This window comes from Stenotrophomonas sp. 115C5 (assembly GCF_056861055.1).
In genome coordinates this window covers 91,470-113,643 of sequence record NZ_JBSPUQ010000004.1, presented here as the reverse complement: position 1 = coordinate 113,643, position 22,174 = coordinate 91,470, and the positions used below count along the sequence as shown (strand labels likewise).

The following is a 22,174-nucleotide window of genomic DNA, read 5'->3' as shown; positions in this document are numbered from 1 at the left end:
CATGTGCCGGTTCTGGGCCAACCTGCTTGGCAACCAGCTGGTCTGGCTGTGCGCGGTGGCCGGCGCCGGACGCGGCTGGCAGTGGCCCGCGTTGCTGGCTGCGTCGCTGTATATCGGCAGCCAGCTGCTGACGTCGGCGCAACCACGGCTGGACCTGCGGCTGCTGCTGCTTGCGTTGGCCTGCGCCTGGCTGGTCGACGCCAGTGCGGCCGCCAGCGGCACCGTGCGCTACGCCGCAGCCCCGCTGGGATGGGCGCCGCCACCCTGGATCATGGCCTTGTGGGCGGCATTCGCCATGACCCTGACCACCTCGATGCGCTTCCTGCAGCGCCACCCTGCCCTGCCGCCCCTGTTCGGCCTGCTGCTGGCGCCACTGGCGTACCTGTCGGCCGCGCGTGGGTTCGGCGCCGTGCAGTTCAACAGCCCGATGTGGCATGGCGTCCTGGTGTTGGGCACGGGCTGGGCCATTGCACTTTTCCTGTTGTGCCGCGCCGCCCGTGGCGGCCCGCGTACCACGCCACAACCACCTCTGGTCGGAGCGTCATCATGATCAACCTGCTCTGGGTGCTGCTCTACGCGGTACTGGTGATGAGCTGGGGCTGGGCCTGGCAGCGCCGCCACCACAACATCGGCGTTGTGGACGTACTTTGGGCCAAGGGCGTGGGCGCCGCCGCGCTGCTACTGGCGTTGCTGGGCGAGGGTGCGGTCACGCCACGGGTGGCGCTGGCTGTGCTCGGTGGCCTGTGGGGCGGTCGCCTGGCCCTTCATCTCTGGCACCGGGTCCGGCACGAAGAAGAGGACGGGCGCTATCGCTACCTTCGTGAGCACTGGCAAGGACACCAGGGAAAGATCTTCGGGTTCTTCATGGCACAGGCACTGCTGGTGGTGCTGTTTGCCCTGCCCTTCGTCGCGGTCGCCGCCAATCAAACCGCAGGCACGGCACCCTGGGTAATGGCGGCTGCGCTCGTCTGGCTGCTGAGCGTGGGCGGAGAATCGCTGGCCGACCAGCAGCTGGCCCGGTTCCGCGCCAACCCGGCGAACAAGGGCCGCACCTGCCGTGATGGACTCTGGCGGTATTCCCGCCACCCCAACTACTTCTTCGAGTGGCTGCACTGGTTCACCTACGTGCTGCTGGCCGTCGGCTCCCCGCTGTGGTGGCTGGCCTGGCTCGGCCCCGTGCTGATGTATGTGTTCCTGCGCTATCTGAGCGGCATCCCGTTCACCGAGAAGCAGGCCCTGCGCAGCCGCGGCGACGACTACCGCGCCTATCAGCGCAGCACGCCGATGTTCTTCCCCTGGTTCCCCCGCCCTTCCAAGGAGCATTCCGCATGAGCGCGATACCGTCACTGAATCCGACCGAGGAAGCAGAAACCGGGCTGACCGCCTGGGCCGAACGCGGCCTGCTGCCGGACGCTGCGCTGCGTGCTGGCATCCGACGGCTGTGCGCGCAACGCCTGCAGGAAGAATCGGCAGGTGGAATCGAAGCGCAGTCCGCGCGTTTCAGCCACCGCATCGCCGAACTGGCCGACAGCCCGCTGGCCCTGCACACCGATGCCGCCAACCGGCAGCACTATGAAGTGCCCGCGGCGTTCTTCCAGGCCTGCCTCGGCAACCGGTTGAAGTACAGCAGCTGCTATTACCCCACCGGGCGCGAAACGTTGGACCAGGCTGAAGAAGCAATGCTGCAGCTGTACGGCCAGCGCGCTGGCCTGGCCGATGGACAGCACATTCTCGAACTGGGCTGCGGCTGGGGCTCGCTGACGCTATGGATGGCCGAGCGCTATCCGCGCGCAACGATCACGGCCGTGTCCAACTCGCACAGCCAGCGCGAACACATCATGGCCCAGTGCCAGGCGCGCGGACTGCCCAATGTTGAAGTGCTCACCCGTGACGTGAACCAGCTGGAACTGGCCACCGCGCAGTTTGATCGCTGCGTTTCGGTCGAGATGTTCGAGCACGTGCGCAACTACGAGCGCCTGCTGGCGCGCATCGCACAGTGGCTGAAGCCGGACGGTGCGTTGTTTGTGCACATCTTCGCCCATCGCACGCTGATGTACCCGTTCGAAACCGAGGGCGGCGACAACTGGATGGGCCGCCATTTCTTCACCGGCGGACTGATGCCGGCCGCCGATACCCTGCTGCATTTCCAGCGCGACCTGCGACTGGATCAGCGCTGGTTGCTGGACGGCACCCACTACCAACGCACCGCCGAGCACTGGCTGGCCAATCAGGATGCGGCACGCGACCGGGTGATGCCGATACTGGCGGCGACCTATGGGCCGGCGGCTGCGCGCATCTGGTGGCAACGCTGGCGGATGTTCTGGATGGCGTGTGCCGAGCTGTTCGGCTACGACGACGGCCAGCAGTGGCTGGTGGCCCACTACCTGTTCCGGCCCCGCTGAGGTGTGACATGCGAAAGTTTCCACTGCTTCCCCTGATCGCGATCGGCCTGTTCGGTTCCGGCTGCAGCTCCAGCGACACGCGCCCACTGCCGCGTCCGTCAGCGGTGGATGTGCCGCGTTTCATGGGTGACTGGTACGTGATCGCGCATATCCCATCGCGACCTGAACGCGAGGCCTTCGACGCCGTGGAGAGCTATGCCCTGCGCTCCGATGGGCGCATCCAGACCACCTTCACCTATCGCAAGGGCAGTTTTGATGCCCCGCAGAAATCGATGCACCCCATCGGCCGTGTCGAGAAGGAAGGCAATGGCGCGATCTGGGGCATGCAGTTCATCTGGCCGATCCAGGCTGAGTACGTGATCGCCTGGCTCGACGAAGGCTACCGCCAGACCATCGTGGCGCGAAGCAAGCGTGATTACGTCTGGTATATGGCCCGCACCCCGCAGGTGTCGGACAGAGACTACCAGCAGGCAGTCGAGCGGATTGCGGCGATGGGTTACGACACCCGCACGCTGAGACGGGTACCGCAGTCGGTGCGATGACACCGCACCTTCGTCCCAGGTGGATCGTCCTGGAGCAAGAGTCGATCATCAATCATTGCAACGTGGTGCTTTCGCCATGCGCCCTTCAGATACGATGCTGGACAAGCCAGCAGGGTCTGAACGGATACACGACCAATGAATAGCACTCCTGGCAGTACCATCACAGCCTCCTGGAATGGCTTCGCCGTCCGGCAGATCCTTCCGTGCGACCTCGACCTCATCTGCGCTCACCGTGAAGCGATGTTTCGTGAAAGCGGCCGGAGCGAAGAGGTCCTGCAGCAGATGGCAGCCCCGTTCCGTAGATGGCTGGAGCCGCGCTTGGTGTCGGGCGACTACTTCGGCCATGTCCTTTCCGACAATGGACACCCCATCGCAGGCATCGGCCTGATGCTGATCGACTGGCCACCCCACCCCGCCCATCCAGAGCAGGACTCGCGCGGCTACGTACTCAATGTCTACGTGGAGCCCGGCTACCGGCGTCGCGGCATCGCCCGCCAGCTGATGAAGCTGGCCGACCACGCGTTCGCCGGGCGAGGGGTGGCCTACGCGGTGCTGCACGCTACCGCCCAAGGGAAGCCCCTGTATGCCGATCTCGGATGGGCTGCGACCAGCGAAATGGCCCGCGACCTGCGCAGCGGGGGCGACGTGCCCTGAAGGGTCTGACTGTGGCCTGACAATCCACTGCATCAACCGGCAATACTGGATTGATAGATCTTGCACATCGACCCTTAGGAATAATCGCAAAAATCCAACAAATTCGATGCTCGACGCGACAGCAGCGCCAGAATGATCGCCACGCCCTTCGGGCGCCGATCACCTCCCAGCGCATGAATGGATACCCTGCACCGCGCCGACTGCGGCTGGCACTCCTCGACGATCACGAAGTCGTCCGCCGCGGCACCGTCCTGCACCTGTCCCGCGACCTCCGCTTCGATATCGTCGCCAGTCACACCCGCAGCGATGAGCTCGTTAGCAGCCTGCGCCAGCTGGCAGTGGATGTCGCCATCATCGATCTCACCCTGGCGCCCGGCGACCGCAGCAGTGATGAACTGGTCTCCCTGCTGCGCCAGTGTTTTCCTCATGTTCCCCTGCTCGCCTTCGCCACGCTGACGCCAACCACCCGCATCGACCACCTGCTGACGGCCGGCATCAGCGGCGTGGTCAGCAAGTCCGAGCCCCTGGAGATGTTGTCTGAAGCCATCGTGCGCATCTCGCAGGGACTGTGCCGCCTGCCCGCCGATTGCCTGTTCCCGGCCAACCGCCAGGAGCTCAGTCGCAATGAACGCGAAGTGCTGGACCTGCTTCTGGCCGGCCTGACCGTCTCGGAGATCGCGCTGCACCGTCATCGCAGCGTCAAGACGGTCAGCACCCAGAAGATCGCCGCCCTGCGCAAGCTCGGGTTGCGCAATGACGTGGAGATCTATGCACTGCGGCGGCAGCTGGAGGTGCGATGAGGCGCCGCGCTCGTCTCCGTCTGCGCACTTCGTGCACCTTGCTGCTGGCCCTGATCCTGCTGCCCGCAGCCTCGGCCGAGGATGCGCAACTGCAGGAATGGTCCGCCGGCCGCGAAGTGCGGGTCGCCACCGCGCCGTCACTGCGCCCGCTACCTGCAACGCTGGCGGATTCAAGCACGCCCCCCACCCTCGCCCATGGTTATGCCGACCTCGTCGCTCAGCATTCCGGCCTGCGCTTCCGTGATCTCACCTACACCAGCACGAGCGCGGCGGTCGCTGCCGTCTGCCAGCACGAGGCCGACCTGGTGCTGGTCATGGGCAGTCCTTCGCGTCGCCCGCTCCCCTGTCCCGACCTGGTGGCATCGGGCGCTTTCCATGGCGGCAGGACGGTGCTGGCCGTGCGTAAAGGCGAACGCCCACCCCGTGACGTCACCGGGGTGAGGGCGCAGGTGCTGGCCGTAGTTGACGGTGGCCCCTATGCCGACTGGCTGGCGACCCACCATCCACAGATCCACCTGCTGCGCCTTCACGACCGCCATGCGGCGCTGGCCGCCGTAGAGAGCGGTATCGCCGATGCGGCCATCGGCCTGGAAGCAACGCTGCAGTCGATGATCCGGAAGCACTTCGCGGGCAACCTGCAACTGCACCCGTTCGACAGCGATTTTTCCACCGATCTGCACCTGTTTGTCCGCCGCGAGGACCAGCAGCTGCTGGCCCGCATCGATCAGGCGCTGCGCGCCATCACGCTCGAAGAGCACGCAGGCCTGCTGGAGTTGTGGGCACAGCAGATGCTGCCCGCATCCATCGAGAGCACACTTGACCAGATGCGCCTCCCGCTCCTGCGATGGCTGCTGTATCTGGCCACGGCACTCATCGGCCTACCTGTGCTCTGGCAGGCGCTACGTTGGCGAATCGGCCGCACGGAACGCCGCTTGGGGCGCGCGGCGGGGATGATCAGCCACGAGGTGCGCAATTCCGCGCAGACGATTCTGGCTTCGATCGACCTGCTGAGCCAGTCACACCTGCCCAAGGGGCAGCGCGAACTGCTCGCGGCAGCGCTTGCCGCCGGCCACTCGCTGCGCAGGCTGCTCGATCGCTCACTGACGTTCTCGCGCCTTGCCAGCGGCAGCTTCAGGCCGCATCCCGTGCCCTGTGACGTCGGTCAACTCTGTACGCGTGCACTGGAAGCGATCCGGCCGGAGGCACTACGGAGAGGCCTGTCACTCCAGCTCGATCGCGCGCCCGACCCAGCGCCGGTGGTCGCGCTGGATGCTGATGGACTGCGCCAGATTGTCGACAACCTGCTGGGCAATGCATTGAAATTCACGGATGTCGGCGGTATCGAAGTGCGCCTGCAACTATCGCCCGCCCTGTCTCCCCGGGAGCTGTTGCTGGATGTGATCGACAGCGGCATCGGCATTGCGCCCGCTCAACTGGCGCTTCTGTTCCGGCCATTCCAGCAGAGCGAGGAGGGCCAGAGACGTGGCGGCAGCGGGCTGGGCCTGACGATCGCGCACGAACTGGCCGTTGCCATGGGCGGCAACCTGACCGCACACAGCGTGCATGGGCGCGGCAGCCGCTTCACCCTGCGATTGCCGGTCCGCGCCGTCCACGGCGATCCGCCACCCATCGAGCCGCTGCAGCAGACACCACTGGCCGGCATCGACCTGCTCCTGGTCGAAGATCATGCACTCAGCCGGCACATCGTCGCAGAGCAGCTGCGCCGGCTGGGTGCGGATGTACGCGCGGTTGCCGATGCCGACACCGCACTGGCCGAGCACGCGCTACGACCGCGCGCCACGGTCGTGCTGGACATCGGGCTTCGCGACTCGGATGGCTACGCTCTGGCGCAGCAGCTGCGCGCGCAGGCAGAGCCCCCCCTGCGAGTGATTGCCCTGTCCGCCCGCATGGGGCGCCGGCACGCGGCGCGCTGCCGAAGGGCCGGATTCGACGCCATCCTGGTCAAGCCATTGCAGGTTGCGAGCTTGCTGCAGGCGCTGGGCCTCCCGCCCCCGGCGCACGGTACTGCGCCGGATGACGCCCCTGGCGTCGAGCCGGATTACGCTGCAGACATTGCCTATGAGCTGGACAGGATCGAACAGGCCGTGCAGGACGTCGATGCTGCGACACTACGCCACCATGTGCACCGCCTGCAGGGCACGCTGCAGATGTGCCGGGCAATGGATCAGGCCGGCATGGCGGCCGCTCTGTGGGAGCTGGGGCATGAGACCGCGCCTGACTGGGTCCAGGCGCGGCGGCTGCTGCAGGGATTGCAGCAGTGGCACGGCTCCCGCAGGGCGGAAGCCGCACCATCGGCCTGATCAGGCCGCCAGGCGCTCGACCTGGCGACGGGTCAGGTCATTGAAGCGACCCAGCGACATCAGGTGCTGGTGGATCAGCGCCAACCAGCCGCTGCGGTGCCACTCGACCACGGTCGCTTCCGGCAGGGCCACGAACTTCTCCACGTCCACCACCAGGAAGCCGTTGAGATTGAACTCGCGGCCATCCGGGGTGCGGACGGTGGCATTGCGCTCGACCAGCAGGCCGTTGTCGATCAGGGCCTTGGAGAAAGCCTGGGTCTGTTCATGCTCGCGGGTGTACTGGCCGCAGAACTCCAGCGCCTGCTGCACCATGTCGGTGGCCTTGCCGTCCACGAACAGCGGCTGGCCTTCGTCACCGCCCTTGACCACGCGCGAGCTCTCTTCGTCGATGCCCAGCAGGAAGTCGTTGTCCGCACCGGTGTCGATGAAGATGAAGGGGTGGCGACGCAGGTAGGCCGGGATATAGGCCTCGTCTTCCCACAGGCCGTCCTTGATGAACAGGTTCTGGTCGGAAACACCAACGGCGGCCATCGGCACGGCGGTCGGGCCAGCGAACAGGATCGGGAAGTGGTGCAGGGCCAGCGAGAACTCGCCCAGCACCAGCGGAATGGCGTTGTTGCCGGCGGCAAACTCGAGCTTGCCCGGCAGGATGCGCAGATTGGCATGCACATCGGCCTGCAGCGGCACCGGACGGGTGTAGAACAGGGGGGCGCTGCTCGGCGCCGCTTCGGTGGTGGTGTCGCTGGTGGTCGTCATCTTGGGAACCGTTCGATCATGCGCGCCTGCCATCCCGGGCGCGCCAGCGGGAACAACCTGAATCCCGCATTATCAACAAGCTCGATGACAACGGCCACCCCACCGACGGCCTATTTCAGCTGCAGGGGGTAGCGCTGCCAGAGCACGTGGACCAGGAAGCCGGCCAGCTCGGTGTCGCGCGCGCTGACTGCGGCGCGGATCTTGTCCAGCAGCACCATGTCCGAGCAGGCGCGCACATCGGCGTGGTTGGCCTGCCCTGCCCGGCGCGCGCGGTAGCGTGCGGCCCGCTGCGCATCACTCATTGCGTACCCGAACTTGGGCGGACGGCCGCGCTTTCGCGGCAGGGTCAGCTCCAGGGTTCCGGGGTCTTTGTCATCACGCATGAGAGGGGTGCGGGCGGCGGCGAGCAACGGGGGGTGCGCAATTTATCGTGAGGCATCACTTTAATCCAGCTTTTTCTGCAGTTTTGTTGCAATGCAATGCAAAAAGCCGTCGCAAAAAAGGGAGCCCGCGAACGGGCTCCCTTCACCTTCCTCATGCAGCGCGTACCGGCTCATAGCCGTGCAGGTGCGCCTCGCTGCTCGCCCGCCCCTGGCTGAGCGAACGCAGCGACGTGGTGTAACCCACCAGCTGCGCCAGCGGCGCAAAGCCACTGACCTCGGCGCGACCGTCCTGGTCGTCGATGCGGGCAATGCGACCATGGCGACGATTGAGGTCGCCCACCACATCACCCACCGACGCTGATGGCGAATGCACCGTCACCGCCATCACCGGTTCCAGCAGCTGCGTGCCACCCTCGGCCAGCGCGGCCTTGATCGCCTCGGCACCCGCACGATGGAACGCCATCTCCGACGAGTCCTTGGCATGGGTCTGGCCATCGACAAGACTGACCTCGATACCGACCACCGGATGGCCCTGCGGCCCTTCCGACAGCGCGGCACGCACGCCCTTCTCCACCGCAGCGATGAAGCTGCGCGGCACCACGCCACCGACAATGCGGTCGTTGAACACCACCTGGTCGTCCTCGCGCGGCAATACATCCAGTACCACGTGCGCGAACTGGCCCTGGCCACCGGTCTGCTTGACCAGCCGCCCGACGACGCCGGTCATCGCACGCATCGGCGTCTCCTGGTAGGCCACGCGCGGCGAGCCCACGCCCACATCCACCTTCCATTCGCTGCGCAGGCGTTCGACCATCACCTCCAGGTGCAGCTCGCCCATTCCCCAGACCAGGGTCTCCGCCGTGTCGCGATCGGTTTCGACGCGGAACGACGGATCTTCCTGGGCCAGGCTGGCCAGGCCCTGCGCCATCCGGATCAGGTCGGCCGCACGCGCCGGCTCCAGCCGCCAGGCCAGCACCGGCGCCTGTGCCTGGATGTTCTCCAGGCGCAGCGGCTGCGCACGGCCGCTCAGCGTTTCGCCGCTGACCGCATCCTTCCAGCCCAGCACCGCGACGATGTCACCGGCCACGGCCTGTTCGATGTCGTGAGTCTGGTCGGCCTGCACCCGCACCAGCCGGCTGACACGCCGGCCCTGCGGATGCTGCGAGCTGGCCACCGCGTCGCCCACCTTCAAGGTGCCCGAGTACAGCCGCACGAAGCTGAGGGCGCCGTGCTGCTGATGGGTGATCTTGAACAGCAAGCCTGCCAGCGGACCATCCGGGTCCGGCGGCAGTACCACCTCGCCGCGCTCGCTTTCAGCGGTCACGGCAGGCCGGTCCAACGGCGATGGCAGGTAATCGACCACGGCGTCCAGCAGCGTCTCGATGCCCTTGTCCTTGAACGCGGCACCGGCCAGCACAGGCACGCCCGCACCCGCCAGCGTCGCCCGACGGATCGCTGCGCGCAGCTGTTCGGCATCGATCACGCGCCCTTCCAGCCAGGCATCGGCCAGCTGCTCGTCGTGATCAGCCACGGCTTCGACCAGCGCATCGCGCTGTGCCTGCCACTGGGCGCGCACCGCGCCGTCCCACGGGGTCATCGTGGTTGCGGCACCATCCTGCCACTGCAGCACGCGCTCATCGACCAGATCGACCCAGCCGTTGAAGCCGCTTTCGCTGCCCAACGGCACGCCCAGCGCCCAAGGCCGGGCCCGCAGCTTGTCCTGCAGTTGCTCCAGCACGCGCTCGAACGAAGCGCCGACGCGATCCATCTTGTTGACGAAGGCGATCAACGGCACGCGATGACGGCGCGCCTGGCGCCACACCGTCTCGGACTGCGGCTGCACGCCATCCACGGCCGAGAACACCGCCACGGCACCGTCGAGCACGCGCAGCGAACGCTCGACTTCGATGGCGAAGTCGATGTGGCCGGGGGTGTCGATCAGGGTGAGCCGATGCGGCGGCAGGTCACGCGGCGCCCACTGCGCCTGCACGGCGGCAGCGCCGATGGTGATGCCACGCTCGCGCTCGATCGCCGAAAAGTCGGTGGTCGCATTGCCGTCGTGCACTTCGCCGACGCGATGGATCTCGCCGCTTTTCCACAGCAAGCGTTCGGTCAGCGTGGTTTTGCCGGCGTCGATGTGGGCAATGATGCCAAGGTTGCGACGGCGGGAAAGGACTTGGGTGTTCATGAGAAAGGTTCCTGCAAAGCCAACTTCGGGGGCCGCGCACCCCGGTTGGCGACAGGGTGCGCGGCTAGCGTTCGGTCTCGGCGATCTGGTGCATGGCACGTTCTCCTTGCGGTACATCGGGTTACGGGAAATGGAACTGCGGAAACGAAAAGAGCGCCCCGGAGGGCGCTCTGTCGAAGGTCCAGCGATGGCCGCTTCAACGGCCTCGTGGGGCTCCAGGCAGACACGCCCGTTCCGCGCTTGCGCGGGTCAGGGTGAAAAACTTCAGGAGCGGCATCCGGTTCATGGGGCGCATTCTAGACCTGCCAATCTGGCGCGCAAGTGAATATTGCGCACATAAATAGAACGATGAAGCCGGCGGGCATCGGGGTCGGATCCCTTTGCGACGGCAAAGGGCTCTGACCCCTCCCCTGCCTTAGTTGCAGTCGTGCAGCTTGCGCGCCTCACCCACGGTCGCCGCCTGGTCGTCCCCCATCGAGATCCATCCCTTCAACGACATCGCCAGATCCACCTGCGCCTGGCGCGGGCCACCATGGATCACCACCTCGGTCCAGCTGCCGACCGGCGCCAGCTCCGACAATCGTGCAGCCTGGTCGTCTTCGGTGCTGAACATATCGCCTGGCTCCGCAGGCTTGGCCTTGTTCACGGTCTCGGTCTTGCGCGCCCGGATCCGCAGCGCGCCATCGGCCATGCGTTGGGTGGTGACTTCATGGCGCTCCACCCCGTAGGCCCAGCTGCTCTCCCCCGCGCGACGGGTCTCGCTACCGTCGTCTGCCACCACCACGGAATCACCCGCCGCTTCTGCCACGGCCGCAACCGAACCCATTCCGGACATCAGCGCCTGGTAGGCAATCATCTGCCGCTGTTCGGTGGCCAGCGCAACGTCACCTGCCTTGCCGGCAGGAATCTGAAGGTACACCGCCTCCCTGCACAACATCAGTACCTGCTGGTCGTCCCAACTGATGAGCACTTCATCACTGGCGAAATAGCGGGTCGCCACCGGAACCACAGGAGCGCTCCCGCCAGCGGAATACCGGCTCTCGATCAGCGAGGCCTGCTCGGCGGCCTTGATCAGGGAAACCGAGGATGCCGACGCAGTGCTGGCGGCGCATACGGAGGCGACCATTGCCGAGAGCAGCACGCCATGTGAAACAGTACGGATCATTGCATCAGTCCATTGAAGAGAACGAACCGCACATGATACGTCGCCTGGCAGAGCGCGTTGATGCTCAGGTCACCACCACCAGCGGCACCCCGCGCCGCGGATGCTCCAGCACCACCACATCCTGCTGGTAGACCCGCTGCAGGTTGTCTTCGGTCAGCACCTGCAACGGTGTGCCGTCGGCCGCCACCCTGCCCTGCTCCAGCAGCACGATGCGATCGGCATAACCGGCCGCCAGATTCAGATCGTGCAGCACCACGATCACGCACGCACCGGCCTCGGCACAGGCACGCACACTGCGCAGCGTGCGCTCCTGATGACGTAGATCCAGTGCGGCGGTCGGCTCGTCCAGCAGCAGCAATGGGGTGTCCTGTGCCAGCACGCGCGCGAACGTGGTACGCGCGGATTCGCCACCGGACAGCTGCTGCACCTCGCGCAGGCGCAGCGCCTGCAGTTCGGCGGCATCGATGGCCGCTTCCACCTGGGCGTCATCCACCACTGGATCCGGCGGATGTGGCAACCGCCCCATCGCCACCACTTCCTCCACGCTGAAGGCAAAGCGCACGCCGTGCTCCTGTGGCATCACCGCGCGCTCGCGCGCCAGTGGTCCGGCCTTGTAGCTGGCCAGCGGCTTGCCCAGAAGGCTCACCTCGCCCGCATCAGCGCGCAGGTCGCCGGCCGCGACGGCCAACAGCGTGGACTTGCCCGCGCCATTCGGGCCAACCAGAGCGGTCACCGTACCCGGTTCGAACGCCAGCGAGATACCGTGCAGGATTTCACGCTGCTGGCGGTGGACCACTACCTCATGCAGCTTCAATAGCACGCTCATGGGGCAGCCTTGCGGCGCTGCTGCAGCACCAGCCAGAGGAAGAACGGCGCACCCAACGCTGCCGAGAACAAGCCCAGCGGAATCTCCGCCGGCGGATCCAACGTGCGAGCCGCGGTGTCGGCCACCACGATCAGCAGCGCGCCGAGCAGGCCGGACAGCGGCAGCAGCCAACGATGGCCGGGGCCGACCAGCAGGCGCGCCACGTGCGGCACCACCAGACCCACGAAACTGATTGAACCGGCAAATGCCACCGCCGCACCCACCAGCAGCGCACTGAACGCCACCAGGCGGCGACGCGTGCGGGTAACGTCCAGCCCAAGGTGCTGTGCCTGGCGTTCGCCCAGCGCCAGCATGTCCAGCGGCGTGGCCAGTCGCTGCAACGCGAACACGCCGATGGCAAACAGCGGCACCACCGCCGCCACATCGGCCCAGTTGGCGCGCGCCAGCGAGCCCATCTGCCAGAACACCAGCGACTGCAGCTCGCTCTCGCTGGCGATGTACGTGAGGAAACCGATCAGCGCCGAGCAGAACGCGGCCATCGCGATACCGACCAGCAGCAGCGTGGCATTGCCACTGCCCTTGCCGGGCCGCGCCAGCGCGTAGGTCAGGCCGATCGCCAGCGCACCGCCGGCGAACGCCGCCACAGGCACCAGCCAGCCCGCCGCACCCGCAGCGCCCAGCACGATGGCGGCCACCGCGCCCAGCGCAGCACCCTGGCTGACACCGACGATGCCGGGGTCGGCCAGCGGGTTGCCGAACAGGCCCTGCAGGCTGGCACCGGCCATCGCCAGCGACGCGCCCACCATCGCGCCCAACAGGGCGCGCGGAATGCGCAGCTGCCAGACCACGGCGAGGTCGCGGCTGCTGACCGCCTGCGGATCGAGCAGGCCCAGCTTCACCGCCAACGCCTGCATCACCTCCAGCGGCGGCAGCCGCAGCGGGCCCACGGCGAACGAGGCCAGCACCGCACCCAGCAGTGCCAGCAACGCCACCATCAACATCGTCCGCCCGCGACGGCGGCGGCGATCCGCTGGACTCATGCCTTCGGCATCGCCGCGAACGCCTTCGCCAGCGCCAGCGCACCGGCACCGGAGCCGACACTGGTGTACTTCAGCTGCACATCCGGCATCACCCAGACCCGGTTGGCCTGCCCGGCCGGGGTCTGCCTCAGCGTCGGGTACGCCTTCCACAGGCCTTCGGCACCGCCGAACAACTGCAGGTCGTGCTCGGTCACCAGGATCACCTCCGGTGCCGCGGCAACCACGCCTTCATTGCTCAGCTGCGAGTAGTTCTTCACCCCGGCCTCGGTGCCGATGTTGACGCCACCGGCCAACGCGATCAGCTGCGCCGACGCGCTGTCGGCACCCGCAACGGTCGGCGAGCCACCGGCACCTGTTGCCGAGACATGGATCACTCGTGGCGCATGGCCCAGGCCCTTGCCAATCGCTGCAGCCTCGTCGAGCTGACGCTGCACCTGCGTGGCAAGTGTCTGCCCTGCCTCGGCCAGCCCTAGTGCGGCGGCGACCTTGCGCACCTTGTCCGGGGCCGGCTGCAGGTCATCGATGACCACGGCCGGCTCGCCCACTTCGCGCAGCTTCTTGGCCAGCTCGGTGTGGCGGCGCAGGCTGTTGCCGAGGAACAACGAGCCCTGCAGGCTCAGCACGCCCTCCACGCCAGTGGTTCGGTTGAACAGGAACTGGTGCGGTGCGGCCAGACCGGCCTGGGTGGTGGTGTTGGTTGGCGCAGCGAACACCTGCTTGCCCAGCCCCAGCGCCTCGATCACCGCGATGACATCGTCACCACCGGCAATGATCCGGCTGGTGTCGGCCACTTCGACGTCGGCGCCATCATCGGAATGCACCTTGGCCGGAAGCACGGCCTTCTGGTCGTGTACGGCCGGCATTTCGGCACCGGCCACGCGCTGCCAACCTGCCGGCAGCGCGGTTTCCGCAGCCGCCGCCGTTGCCGCGGGCGGCTCGGCCGGCGCCTTGCCATCGGAGGGAGCCGACGAGCCGCCACAGGCGGCCAGCGCCAGCGAAACGGCCAGCGGGAGCGCACACAGGCGCAGACGGGACGCGATGTTCATGGACGTTCTCCTTGCTGGCAGGGCGACGCGCACGCCGCCCTGCCCTGTGACTTACTGCTTCGGGGTGATACGGGTGATGCGGTCACCCTTCGGGTCTTCAGCGCCACGCGACTTGTTCACCGCGAACACGTTGCCCTTGCCATCGGCGCGGACGTGGTTCGGCAGCGTGCCGCCATCGAGGTTGGCGACCACCTTGCCGTCACCGTTCACCACGGTGACCGTGCCAGCGCCACGGTTGCTGACGTAGGCCAGGCCGGAGGCATCATCGAAGGCGACGTTCAGCGCGCCGGCGCCGACCGGCACATCGTGCAGCACCTTGCCGGCGGCCACATCAACGATCAGCAGGTTGTCGGTGCCCTGCGAGGCCACGTACAGGCGGTTGCGCGCGGCGTCGAAGGCCACGCCCGAGGCACTGATCGAGTTGCCCAGGTCGATGACCTTCTCGACCTTGCCGCTGGCCACATCGATCACCGCTGCTTCCGGCGTGCCGATGCTGACGGTGAACAGCTTGCCAGCCTTTTCGTCCAACACCAGGCTCATCGGGGTGAACTTGCCGTCATCCACGCCGGATTCCAGCGTCACCTGCGGCAGTTCCTTGAACGTCTTCGCATCGAACACCGACAGATGGTCCTCACCCGTGGCCGAGGCGAATACCTTGCCGTGGGTGCCGTCGACCACCACGTCGCGCGCATGCGGCACGGCATCGACAGGGAACTGGTGGACCAGCGACAGGTCCTTCTGGCGATAGACCGCAATCGAATTCTGGCGGGTATTGGTCACCCACACATTGCCGTTGGTGTCATCCACGCCCACGCCATAGACCGCGTACACCGCACCATTGGTGCTGCCCGGCACCTGCGCCGGGGTGATCGCCTTGGTCACCTTCAGGGTCTTCGGGTCCAGCTTCAGCAGCTGCGACTGGGTCACCGGCGGGCGGCCCACGGCCGAGGTGACGAACACGGCATTGCTGGCGGCGCTGTAGGCGGACTGGTACAGGCCCGGCACCAGCTTGTTGGACTGGGTGGCGAACTGCGCCTGGCCGGACAGCGGCAGCTGCGGCGACACGCGCAGCTTCAGCACGGTGGCTGCAGCCGGCTGGCTGGCGCGCACCACCACCGGGTGGGTACCTGGCACCGCATCGGCCGGAATGCTCAGCTGGGTCTTGAAGTTGCCATCAGCGTCGACCACCACCGGCTGCGTGTTGAGCACGCTGTCGCCACGCAGCAGGCTGACCTTCTGGCCCGGCACGAAGCCGCGACCGACCACGTCGGCAGTGCTGCCGGGAACCACGTTCTCACCGCGCGAGACGACCTCGCCCTTGAAGGTGGCGTTGGCTGGCTGATCGAACACCGGCTGCGCGGTGGCGGTCACGGCCAGCAACAGGCCGGCGGCGAGAGAGGTAAGACGGAAAGACGGACGGAACGACATGGAAGGCTCCTTGCACACGTAGGCCGCGCCACGTAGCGCGGGATTCATCGGTTGCCTGGGCCGCTGCACGTCGGCAGCCTCGCCTGGGTAGTGGGGTCGCACGACATCGCGTGCGAAGGGATTCAGTCGGCGCCGTTGTCACCGCTGTTGGGCGCGCCATCGTCGGCGCTGCGGTCGGTCACGCCGTACAGCTCATGCAGCGCGGCATGGAACGACGCGGGCAGCATCGGGCCGTGGCCGAGGCCGTCGAACTCGCGGTACTGCACGCTCAGGCCCGGCACCTTGGCCAACCGTTCGGACAACTGCATCGCCGCATCCGGGGTGGCGCCACCGATGCGGCGCAGGTGCGCGACCACGCGCGGATTGTTCATGTCGCGCTTGCCACGATCACCGACCCGCTCGGCGCCGCCCAGCATCAGCCAGAGCTTTGCCGGCTGGCCATGCACGTTCTGCACGAACTGCTGTTCCGGATCACCCAGCGCCGCGCCCTGGCTCCACCACAGCGACGGGCTGGCCGCCAGATAGGACTGGAAGGCGGCGGGACGGGTGTACAGCGCATTGAGCACGAACAACCCGCCCAGCGAGTGCCCCCACAGCGCTTGCTGCTGCGTATTGATGCGTGCACGACGCTCGACTTCCGGCTTGATGCGGCGCTCGATCACATCCAGGAAGGCCGCGGCACCACCACCGACCACCTGGGTTGTACCGCTCTCGTCGTCGGCACGGTCGATCCACGCGGTGTAGTCACGGGTGCGCGCCTTGGAATCGATGCGCAGGTCATTGTCGTAGCCGATCAGCACCAGCACCGGTGGCGCCTTGCGCGTGGCCAGTTCGGCCAGCAGCGGCTGGTCCAGGACCATGGCGACGGCGTTCCCGTCCAGCGCGTACAACACCGGGGATGGCGTCTTGCCGGCCTTGGCCGGGATCGCCAGGTTCACCCGCCAACGGCGCTGCTGGTCCGGGCTGTCCACCACGAAATGCTCGAAGCGATAGCTGGCCGCCGGCTCGTCGAGCACGGTGTGGCCGATCTTCTGCAGCGGATTGCGCTGCTGCGCATGGGCGTAGGGGGTGGCCAGGAGCAGACCCATCATCAAGGCGACCAGGCCGCGGGCCAGCGGACCACGGGGCGAAGGCAGGACGAAATGCTTCATCGGCGGCGGCAGGAGCGGCCCGCGGCCGCCGGTTCACAAGGGACCGCAGTCTACCTTAAACGCGAATGATTATCACATCGATCGAACGTCACGCTGTGTATCACGCGCGCGCACGCCTCGGTTGCACAGGAGGTGCCACTTCCCCTATTTTTCCGCCCACCGGGGCATTGGATCGCCCCGCTTCCAGCGCAGCCATGGACGGCGGGCACGTTGCCGCCGGCCGGGTCGCGTTCATCTGCACACAACCGCCATGGGATCGGATCCCATGATTGTGAGACCCCCTTGAAGCACACCGCACTGATCGCCCTTACCCTCGGCCTGCTTGCACCGTTGGCCGCGTACGCCGCGCAGGATCTGCCGACGCTCTACCAGGCCTATGAAGAGGCCGGCAATTCGACCCTGAGCATGGAAGAACTCAACCAGACGGTGACCTTCACCGCTGTGGCGCTGGGCGTCTCCAGCAACCTGGCGGGCGAACCGCTCGTTGAGGCCGGCGATGACCAGGGCAATGTCCTGGCCCGATTGACCACATCCGATGACCAGCAGGCCGCCAAGCTGGGCGCCCTGGAAGAAGGCGCCCTCTTCACCGCCAGCTGCACGCTGCAGTTCAGCTCAGGCACGGACTACCTGTCCTTCGGCGACTGCACCGTCAAGTAAAGAAGAAGCCGGCGAAACGCCGGCTTCTTTTCGTTGCCTCTGTAGAGTCGAGCCATGCTCGACTCGCGCAGCGTCAGGGCCCCGAAGGCACCGGACCATAGACATTCTCCTGCGGCGTGCCCGGCAGCAGCGAGAAGATCATGATCACGATCCCACCGCCCGGCACCAGCGCCAGCAGGAACAGCCAGCCCGACTGGTTGCAGTCATGCAGGCGGCGCACCGTCACGGCAACCAGCGGAACGATCGTCGCCAGCCACATCACACCCAGCAGCACCACCGTGCCGATCAGGATGCCGGCCAGCGCATCGGCACTGTTGCGCAGCAGGATCGCCAGCACGCCGGCCAGCAGCATCACTGCCGTTGCGACCAGGAACAGGAACAGCTGGTACATCCAGTACTCGCGGCGGTTGGCGCGACCCTCGAACTGGGCGTAGCGCTTCAACGGCAGAATCATTTCCTGCACGGCATCGATCCTTGAAAAAGTAGCCGCGCAGTGTGCCAAAGACCGGCGCCGGGGACAATGTAGAGCCGAGCCATGCTCGGCTGTCGGGAGCCGTGAGGTGCTGCGAAAAGCAGTCGAGCATGGCTCGACTCTACAGAAGCCGGGTCAGCGGCCCTTCGCGGCTCTCGCGGCCTCACGCTCCGCGCGCAGCCGATCCAGTTTTTCCTTCAACTTGATCTCCAGCCCGCGCGGCACCGGGTTGTAGTACACGCGTTCGCCCATCACATCCGGGAAACCGGTCTGGTCTAGCGCGATGCCGCCTTCGGCGTCATGGTCGTACTGGTACTCGGCGCCGTAGCCGAGTTCCTTCATCAGCTTGGTCGGCGCGTTGCGCAGGTGCAACGGCACTTCTTCGGTGCCGCTTTCGCGCACGTCGGCCTTGGCTTGGTTGAAGGCCGCGTAGCCCGCATTCGACTTGGCGGTGCTGGCCAAGTACAGCACCAGCTGGGCGAAGGCGAGCTCGCCTTCCGGGCTACCCAACCGCTCGTAGATGTCCCAGGCTTCCAGCGCCATGCTCTGCGCGCGCGGATCGGCCAGGCCGATATCCTCGATGGCCATACGGGTCAGCCGGCGCGCCAGGTAGGACGGATCGCAACCGCCATCGAGCATGCGGGTCAGCCAGTACAGCGCCGCATCAGGATTGGAACTGCGTACCGATTTGTGCAGGGCCGAAATCTGGTCGTAGAACTGCTCGCCACCCTTGTCGAAACGACGGGTACGATCGGCCAGCACCTGGGTCAGGGTCTGCGGCGTGATGCGTCCGCCCTCCCCGCCTGCCAGTTCGGCGGCGATCTCCAACAGGGTCAGCGCACGACGCACATCACCATCGGCGGCGGTGGCGATTTCCAGCAGCAGTTCGGGAGCGACCTCGATGCCCTCCTCGCCCAGGCCACGCTCGCGATCACCCAGCGCACGTTCCAGCGCCTCGACGATGTCGGTCGGCGAAACGCCTTCCAGCACATGCACGCGGCAACGTGACAGCAGCGCCGAGTTCAGCTCGAAGGACGGGTTCTCGGTGGTGGCACCGACGAACAGGATCGTGCCGCGCTCGATGTGCGGCAGGAACGCATCCTGCTGCGCCTTGTTGAAGCGATGCACCTCGTCCACGAACAGCACGGTGCGACGGCCTTCGGCGAAGCGCTGCGCGGCCTCGGCCAACACCTGGCGCACCTCCGGCAGGCCGGACAGCACCGCGGAGATGGCACGGAATTCAGCGTCGGAGTACTCGGCCAGCAGCAACGCCAGCGTGGTCTTGCCGCAGCCGGGCGGCCCCCACAGGATCATCGAATGCACGCGCCCGGATTCGACCGCGCGGCGCAGCGCACTATCCGGCGCCAGCAGGCGTTTCTGCCCGACCATTTCGTCGAGGGTGCGCGGACGCATGCGCTCGGCCAGCGGGCGCAGGTGATCCCGATCAACGCTCAGCAGATCGGGGCCGGGGAAGGAAGTGGAGCGATGTCTTGGCACGCGGCTATTGTACCGCGCCGGGTGACCACGATTCCGGTAGTGCCGGCCGCTGGCCGGCAGATCAAGAGCGTGTCAACCAAGGCTGACACCTGCCAAAGCAGATCAAGAGCGTGCCAACCAACGGTTGGCACCCACCAGGGCACGGACTGAATCAATTACCGATGACGTCGGTGCCCTTCGGCGGGGTGAAGCTGAAGGTACCGGCGGCGAAGCCCGGGTTGCGCTTCCAGCCACTGAAGCTGATCACGGTGCGCTGGCCGACCGCGTCGGTGATTTCCATCCTGGCCAGGCCTTGGGCGTTGAAGCCCAGTGCGGCGTACTGGAAGCTGGCTTCGGTCTCGCGCTTCGGCGACAGTGACAGCCACTGCAGGCCGTCACGCTGCGCGGCCTCTTCGCTGACGTCGTACTGCTGCTCCAGCAGCGCCGGGTTGATCAGCGCGGTCAGCGGGCTGTTCTGCTCTTCCTTGCCCTGCTCGCGCACGGTGGCCTGTTCCAGGTCCGGCTCGTACATCCAGACCTTCTTGCCGTCGGCCACGATCAGCTGTTCGTGCGGGCGCACGTACTCCCAGCGGAACAGGCGCGGCGCCGACAGCGCCACGCGGCCGCTGGTCGATTCCTTCACCTTGCCGCGGCTGTCAAACACCTGCTGGCTGAACTGGCCATCCAGACCCTTCAGGCCGCTGGTGAAGGTCTTCAGGTCATCGCGGGCGCCTGCCCAGGCGCTACTGGCGGCGGCACAGGCCACGGCCAGGGTGGTGGTGGCAAGGAAACGGCGGAGGCGGAAGTTCATGCGGGAATCCTGTGGGCGCGGGCGCCAGGAAAGGTGGTTGCCAGTGTGCCCGGATAAAGATGAATGGGCGATCAGGGCGACATTATGCCGCCCTGAACGTCCATCGGCGATTCAGCCTCCGGATGCCGGCAGCCTGCCGTACAGCACCTGGCCACGGAAGCCGCGCCGCACTTCGCGATACAGCGCGCGGAACGCCGGATAGTCCCGCGGCTGGCACAGCGCCTCCGGCCCACGCACCGCGTTCTGCTGCAGGCGGTGATGCACTGTGACCTCCTGGCCCTCGCGGCTCCAGTCCACCCGGTACTCGCCGGCAGCATTGCTGAACCGCTGGCTCGCCGGGATGGCGATGATCGGTGCATTGGCCGGGAACTGCAGGCGATAGGTTTCCTCGCGCAGGCTGGCGTTGCAGTAGAACGGCGTTTCGTTGGCCGGCGCCGAGGCAGTGGCGTACAGGCCGCGCACCGACTCGCCGCCCGGCGGGTCCGGCACGGCCATGCCGCCGGCCACGCTGAGATCGGCGTAGTCCTCGGCCTGGAACGCCATGCGATAGCCGAAGGGCCGGGTCAGGTCGCCTGGCACGCCCTGGATCTGCAACTGCCCTCGCCCATCGAAACCGGACGCGGCCATGATCTGCTCTTCAGCACGCGCACGGTTCTGCGCGTTGAGCTGGGAGAACTGGGCGCGCATGCCGATCTCGGCGTTCTCGCCCAGCTTCGGGATCGTCTCGCCGCGCAGGTTGCCGTTGGCGTCGAAGGTGAAACGCACCTCCATCGAGGTGGCGTTGCGTTCGGGCGTGTTGGCCGGGGTGCGTGCCAGCGTGGCGTCGCGTGTGCGCATCACCGGCGCACCCAGGTCACCCTCCGGCAGCTGGCCGAAGCGCGCCCACGCGGTGGTCGAATCGAGGTACAGATCGAATTCGGGGATGTAGGTGATGGCGTGGTTGAAGCGGCCCAGCACCGGAATCTTCGGCAGCGTCGGGCCGCCGCCCGCACCGATCAGCACCGGCGAGCTGGCGATGCCCTTGGCCGCCAGCAGTGCCTCGAGGATCGTCACGTGATCCTTGCAGTCACCATAGTGGTTGTCGAGGATGCTCTGCGCGCTGTTCGGTTCCAGGCCACCGTTGCCCAGGTACACCGCCACATAGCGGATGTTCTGCGCGACCCAGCGATACAGCGCATCAGCCTGCTCGCGACGGTCGCTGATGCCGGCGGTGATCTGGTCGGCCAGCGCCTGCAGTTCCGGCGTGACCTGCGCCGCCGGGCCAGCCTTGAGCTGGTAGGCGCGACCCATCTGCGACCAGTCACGATACGTGCTGGCCATGATGTTCGGGCCGAACTCCCAGCCCGCCGCCGACCAGTTCTGTGCTGGCATGGCTTCACGCCGCTGGTAGCGCCAGCGCCACTGCGCCTGTCCATTCTTGACCGTCGGGCGATCGCTGCCCTGCACGCCGCGGCTGTCGACGAACATCGGCAGGTTGGCCGGTGCACTCAAGGTGACCTCGGCGTCCTCGTACTCGGTGAAGACATTGAAGGTTTCCCACAGGCCGAAGTAGCCGGGGAAGTACGGCGTGGCCTGGGTGCGGCGCACCTGGTAATACAGGCGCGTGCCCGGGGCCAGGTTCGGGAATACGATCACCCTCACCTTGCGGTCGGCATACATTGCCGCCGAGGCGCTGGAGTAGCTCTCCTGGGTGTAGATGCGGTCGGCCGGCACGTCGCGGCGCTGGCCGTCGGCGGTGATGGTGTAGGCGCCGAGTACTTCCAGCGTCTCCATCTTCTCGCTGTAGCTCAGCCGCACCTGGCTGAACTGCTCGACCGAGGCCTTGGTCTTGAGCAAGACTTCGTAGGTTTCGGTCTGCACATTGCCCGCGTCCGGCCGCACCTGGTAGTCGGCGCGGTAACGGACAATGCTGAAATTATTGCTGGCTTCGGTATCGCCGCTGGTGGAAGGCGGCGCCGTGGCGGGCGCGGAGGTGGCGGTGTCTGCCAGTGCCGGGCCGGCAGCCAGGAAGGCTGCCAGCGCCAGTGCCAGCGCGCTTGGTACGGGGTGAAGCATG

Annotated in this window: 21 protein-coding genes; 8 read left to right on the top strand and 13 right to left on the bottom strand. The window is 66.8% G+C overall.

The window, feature by feature from the left end:
* Position 1 precedes the first annotated feature (1 nt).
* The 7 genes from AC13FN_RS07370 (at position 2) to AC13FN_RS07340 (ending at position 6,719) form a co-directional block, all read left to right on the top strand.
* Complete coding sequence (locus AC13FN_RS07370; protein ID WP_262102642.1) at positions 2-550, top strand: DUF2878 domain-containing protein; 549 nt, start codon at positions 2-4, stop codon at positions 548-550.
* Positions 547-1,332: a DUF1295 domain-containing protein gene (locus tag AC13FN_RS07365; RefSeq protein WP_262102643.1), complete on the top strand. Its 786-nt coding sequence runs from the start codon at positions 547-549 to the stop codon at positions 1,330-1,332. The genes AC13FN_RS07370 and AC13FN_RS07365 overlap by 4 nt, the downstream gene beginning before the upstream one ends.
* Positions 1,329-2,402, top strand: coding sequence for an SAM-dependent methyltransferase (locus AC13FN_RS07360; protein WP_054171731.1), 1,074 nt, complete (start codon positions 1,329-1,331; stop codon positions 2,400-2,402). Before AC13FN_RS07365 ends, AC13FN_RS07360 begins: the two co-directional genes overlap by 4 nt.
* 8 nt (positions 2,403-2,410) lie before the next feature.
* On the top strand, positions 2,411-2,944 hold the full coding sequence (locus AC13FN_RS07355; protein ID WP_053442995.1) for a lipocalin family protein: 534 nt from the start codon (positions 2,411-2,413) through the stop codon (positions 2,942-2,944).
* Positions 2,945-3,184: 240 nt separating this feature from the next.
* Positions 3,185-3,598 (top strand): GNAT family N-acetyltransferase, encoded by a 414-nt coding sequence (locus AC13FN_RS07350; RefSeq protein ID WP_457327231.1) that lies wholly within the window; start codon positions 3,185-3,187, stop codon positions 3,596-3,598.
* A 173-nt stretch (positions 3,599-3,771) separates the two neighbouring features.
* Complete coding sequence (locus tag AC13FN_RS07345) at positions 3,772-4,398, top strand: LuxR C-terminal-related transcriptional regulator (RefSeq protein WP_159360131.1); 627 nt, start codon at positions 3,772-3,774, stop codon at positions 4,396-4,398.
* Positions 4,395-6,719, top strand: a complete 2,325-nt coding sequence (locus AC13FN_RS07340; RefSeq protein WP_482984501.1) for an ATP-binding protein — start codon at positions 4,395-4,397, stop codon at positions 6,717-6,719. The genes AC13FN_RS07345 and AC13FN_RS07340 overlap by 4 nt, the downstream gene beginning before the upstream one ends.
* On the opposite strand, the gene AC13FN_RS07335 is transcribed toward AC13FN_RS07340, so the two are convergent.
* The 9 genes from AC13FN_RS07335 to AC13FN_RS07295 all read right to left on the bottom strand — a co-directional run bounded on the left by AC13FN_RS07335 (position 6,720) and on the right by AC13FN_RS07295 (position 16,702).
* Positions 6,720-7,475 (bottom strand): SapC family protein, encoded by a 756-nt coding sequence (locus AC13FN_RS07335; protein WP_049436396.1) that lies wholly within the window; start codon positions 7,473-7,475, stop codon positions 6,720-6,722.
* A 110-nt stretch (positions 7,476-7,585) separates the two neighbouring features.
* Positions 7,586-7,858, bottom strand: coding sequence for a hypothetical protein (locus tag AC13FN_RS07330; RefSeq protein ID WP_006366874.1), 273 nt, complete (start codon positions 7,856-7,858; stop codon positions 7,586-7,588).
* Between the two features lie 151 nt (positions 7,859-8,009).
* Positions 8,010-10,046, bottom strand: coding sequence for an elongation factor G (gene fusA, locus AC13FN_RS07325; RefSeq protein WP_241885086.1), 2,037 nt, complete (start codon positions 10,044-10,046; stop codon positions 8,010-8,012).
* 415 nt (positions 10,047-10,461) lie between these two features.
* Positions 10,462-11,211, bottom strand: a complete 750-nt coding sequence (locus AC13FN_RS07320) for a hypothetical protein (RefSeq protein ID WP_312392341.1) — start codon at positions 11,209-11,211, stop codon at positions 10,462-10,464.
* 64 nt (positions 11,212-11,275) lie between these two features.
* Complete coding sequence (locus AC13FN_RS07315; RefSeq protein WP_482984502.1) at positions 11,276-12,037, bottom strand: heme ABC transporter ATP-binding protein; 762 nt, start codon at positions 12,035-12,037, stop codon at positions 11,276-11,278.
* Positions 12,034-13,077, bottom strand: a complete 1,044-nt coding sequence (locus tag AC13FN_RS07310) for a FecCD family ABC transporter permease (protein WP_217015779.1) — start codon at positions 13,075-13,077, stop codon at positions 12,034-12,036. The genes AC13FN_RS07315 and AC13FN_RS07310 overlap by 4 nt, the downstream gene beginning before the upstream one ends.
* The gene (locus tag AC13FN_RS07305) at positions 13,074-14,123 is read right to left on the bottom strand and encodes a heme/hemin ABC transporter substrate-binding protein (protein WP_482984503.1); all 1,050 of its coding nucleotides are present in this window, start codon (positions 14,121-14,123) and stop codon (positions 13,074-13,076) included. Before AC13FN_RS07305 ends, AC13FN_RS07310 begins: the two co-directional genes overlap by 4 nt.
* A 51-nt stretch (positions 14,124-14,174) precedes the next feature.
* Entirely contained in the window at positions 14,175-15,551 is a 1,377-nt protein-coding gene (locus tag AC13FN_RS07300; protein WP_312393482.1) for a YncE family protein, read from the bottom strand.
* Positions 15,552-15,673: 122 nt separating this feature from the next.
* The gene (locus tag AC13FN_RS07295) at positions 15,674-16,702 is read right to left on the bottom strand and encodes an alpha/beta hydrolase (RefSeq protein WP_482984504.1); all 1,029 of its coding nucleotides are present in this window, start codon (positions 16,700-16,702) and stop codon (positions 15,674-15,676) included.
* Positions 16,703-16,984: 282 nt separating this feature from the next.
* Here AC13FN_RS07295 and AC13FN_RS07290 point away from each other — a divergent pair, with 282 nt between their 5' ends.
* Positions 16,985-17,359 carry a hypothetical protein gene (locus tag AC13FN_RS07290; protein ID WP_111112615.1) on the top strand — a complete coding sequence of 125 codons (375 nt, stop codon included), beginning with the start codon at positions 16,985-16,987 and terminating at the stop codon, positions 17,357-17,359.
* A gap of 73 nt (positions 17,360-17,432) precedes the next feature.
* Here the strand turns inward: AC13FN_RS07290 and AC13FN_RS07285 are convergent, their stop codons facing one another.
* The 4 genes from AC13FN_RS07285 to AC13FN_RS07270 form a co-directional block, all read right to left on the bottom strand.
* On the bottom strand, positions 17,433-17,822 hold the full coding sequence (locus tag AC13FN_RS07285; protein WP_482984505.1) for a DUF805 domain-containing protein: 390 nt from the start codon (positions 17,820-17,822) through the stop codon (positions 17,433-17,435).
* 144 nt (positions 17,823-17,966) lie between these two features.
* Complete coding sequence (locus AC13FN_RS07280) at positions 17,967-19,244, bottom strand: replication-associated recombination protein A (RefSeq protein WP_482984506.1); 1,278 nt, start codon at positions 19,242-19,244, stop codon at positions 17,967-17,969.
* Between the two features lie 235 nt (positions 19,245-19,479).
* Positions 19,480-20,118 carry an outer membrane lipoprotein periplasmic chaperone LolA gene (lolA, locus tag AC13FN_RS07275; RefSeq protein WP_482984507.1) on the bottom strand — a complete coding sequence of 213 codons (639 nt, stop codon included), beginning with the start codon at positions 20,116-20,118 and terminating at the stop codon, positions 19,480-19,482.
* 111 nt (positions 20,119-20,229) lie between these two features.
* Positions 20,230-22,173, bottom strand: a complete 1,944-nt coding sequence (locus tag AC13FN_RS07270; protein ID WP_197643384.1) for a DUF3857 domain-containing protein — start codon at positions 22,171-22,173, stop codon at positions 20,230-20,232.
* Position 22,174 lies beyond the last annotated feature (1 nt).

Coding starts and splice junctions, on each gene's coding strand:
- AC13FN_RS07370 (WP_262102642.1), top strand. CDS start 2: ATGTGCCGGTTCTGGGCCAACCTGCTTGGCAACCAGCTGGTCTGGCTG.
- AC13FN_RS07365 (WP_262102643.1), top strand. CDS start 547: ATGATCAACCTGCTCTGGGTGCTGCTCTACGCGGTACTGGTGATGAGC.
- AC13FN_RS07360 (WP_054171731.1), top strand. CDS start 1,329: ATGAGCGCGATACCGTCACTGAATCCGACCGAGGAAGCAGAAACCGGG.
- AC13FN_RS07355 (WP_053442995.1), top strand. CDS start 2,411: ATGCGAAAGTTTCCACTGCTTCCCCTGATCGCGATCGGCCTGTTCGGT.
- AC13FN_RS07350 (WP_457327231.1), top strand. CDS start 3,185: ATGTTTCGTGAAAGCGGCCGGAGCGAAGAGGTCCTGCAGCAGATGGCA.
- AC13FN_RS07345 (WP_159360131.1), top strand. CDS start 3,772: ATGAATGGATACCCTGCACCGCGCCGACTGCGGCTGGCACTCCTCGAC.
- AC13FN_RS07340 (WP_482984501.1), top strand. CDS start 4,395: ATGAGGCGCCGCGCTCGTCTCCGTCTGCGCACTTCGTGCACCTTGCTG.
- AC13FN_RS07335 (WP_049436396.1), bottom strand. CDS start 7,475: ATGACGACCACCAGCGACACCACCACCGAAGCGGCGCCGAGCAGCGCC.
- AC13FN_RS07330 (WP_006366874.1), bottom strand. CDS start 7,858: ATGCGTGATGACAAAGACCCCGGAACCCTGGAGCTGACCCTGCCGCGA.
- fusA (WP_241885086.1), bottom strand. CDS start 10,046: ATGAACACCCAAGTCCTTTCCCGCCGTCGCAACCTTGGCATCATTGCC.
- AC13FN_RS07320 (WP_312392341.1), bottom strand. CDS start 11,211: ATGATCCGTACTGTTTCACATGGCGTGCTGCTCTCGGCAATGGTCGCC.
- AC13FN_RS07315 (WP_482984502.1), bottom strand. CDS start 12,037: ATGAGCGTGCTATTGAAGCTGCATGAGGTAGTGGTCCACCGCCAGCAG.
- AC13FN_RS07310 (WP_217015779.1), bottom strand. CDS start 13,077: ATGAGTCCAGCGGATCGCCGCCGCCGTCGCGGGCGGACGATGTTGATG.
- AC13FN_RS07305 (WP_482984503.1), bottom strand. CDS start 14,123: ATGAACATCGCGTCCCGTCTGCGCCTGTGTGCGCTCCCGCTGGCCGTT.
- AC13FN_RS07300 (WP_312393482.1), bottom strand. CDS start 15,551: ATGTCGTTCCGTCCGTCTTTCCGTCTTACCTCTCTCGCCGCCGGCCTG.
- AC13FN_RS07295 (WP_482984504.1), bottom strand. CDS start 16,702: ATGAAGCATTTCGTCCTGCCTTCGCCCCGTGGTCCGCTGGCCCGCGGC.
- AC13FN_RS07280 (WP_482984506.1), bottom strand. CDS start 19,244: ATGCGTCCGCGCACCCTCGACGAAATGGTCGGGCAGAAACGCCTGCTG.
- lolA (WP_482984507.1), bottom strand. CDS start 20,118: ATGAACTTCCGCCTCCGCCGTTTCCTTGCCACCACCACCCTGGCCGTG.
- AC13FN_RS07270 (WP_197643384.1), bottom strand. CDS start 22,173: ATGCTTCACCCCGTACCAAGCGCGCTGGCACTGGCGCTGGCAGCCTTC.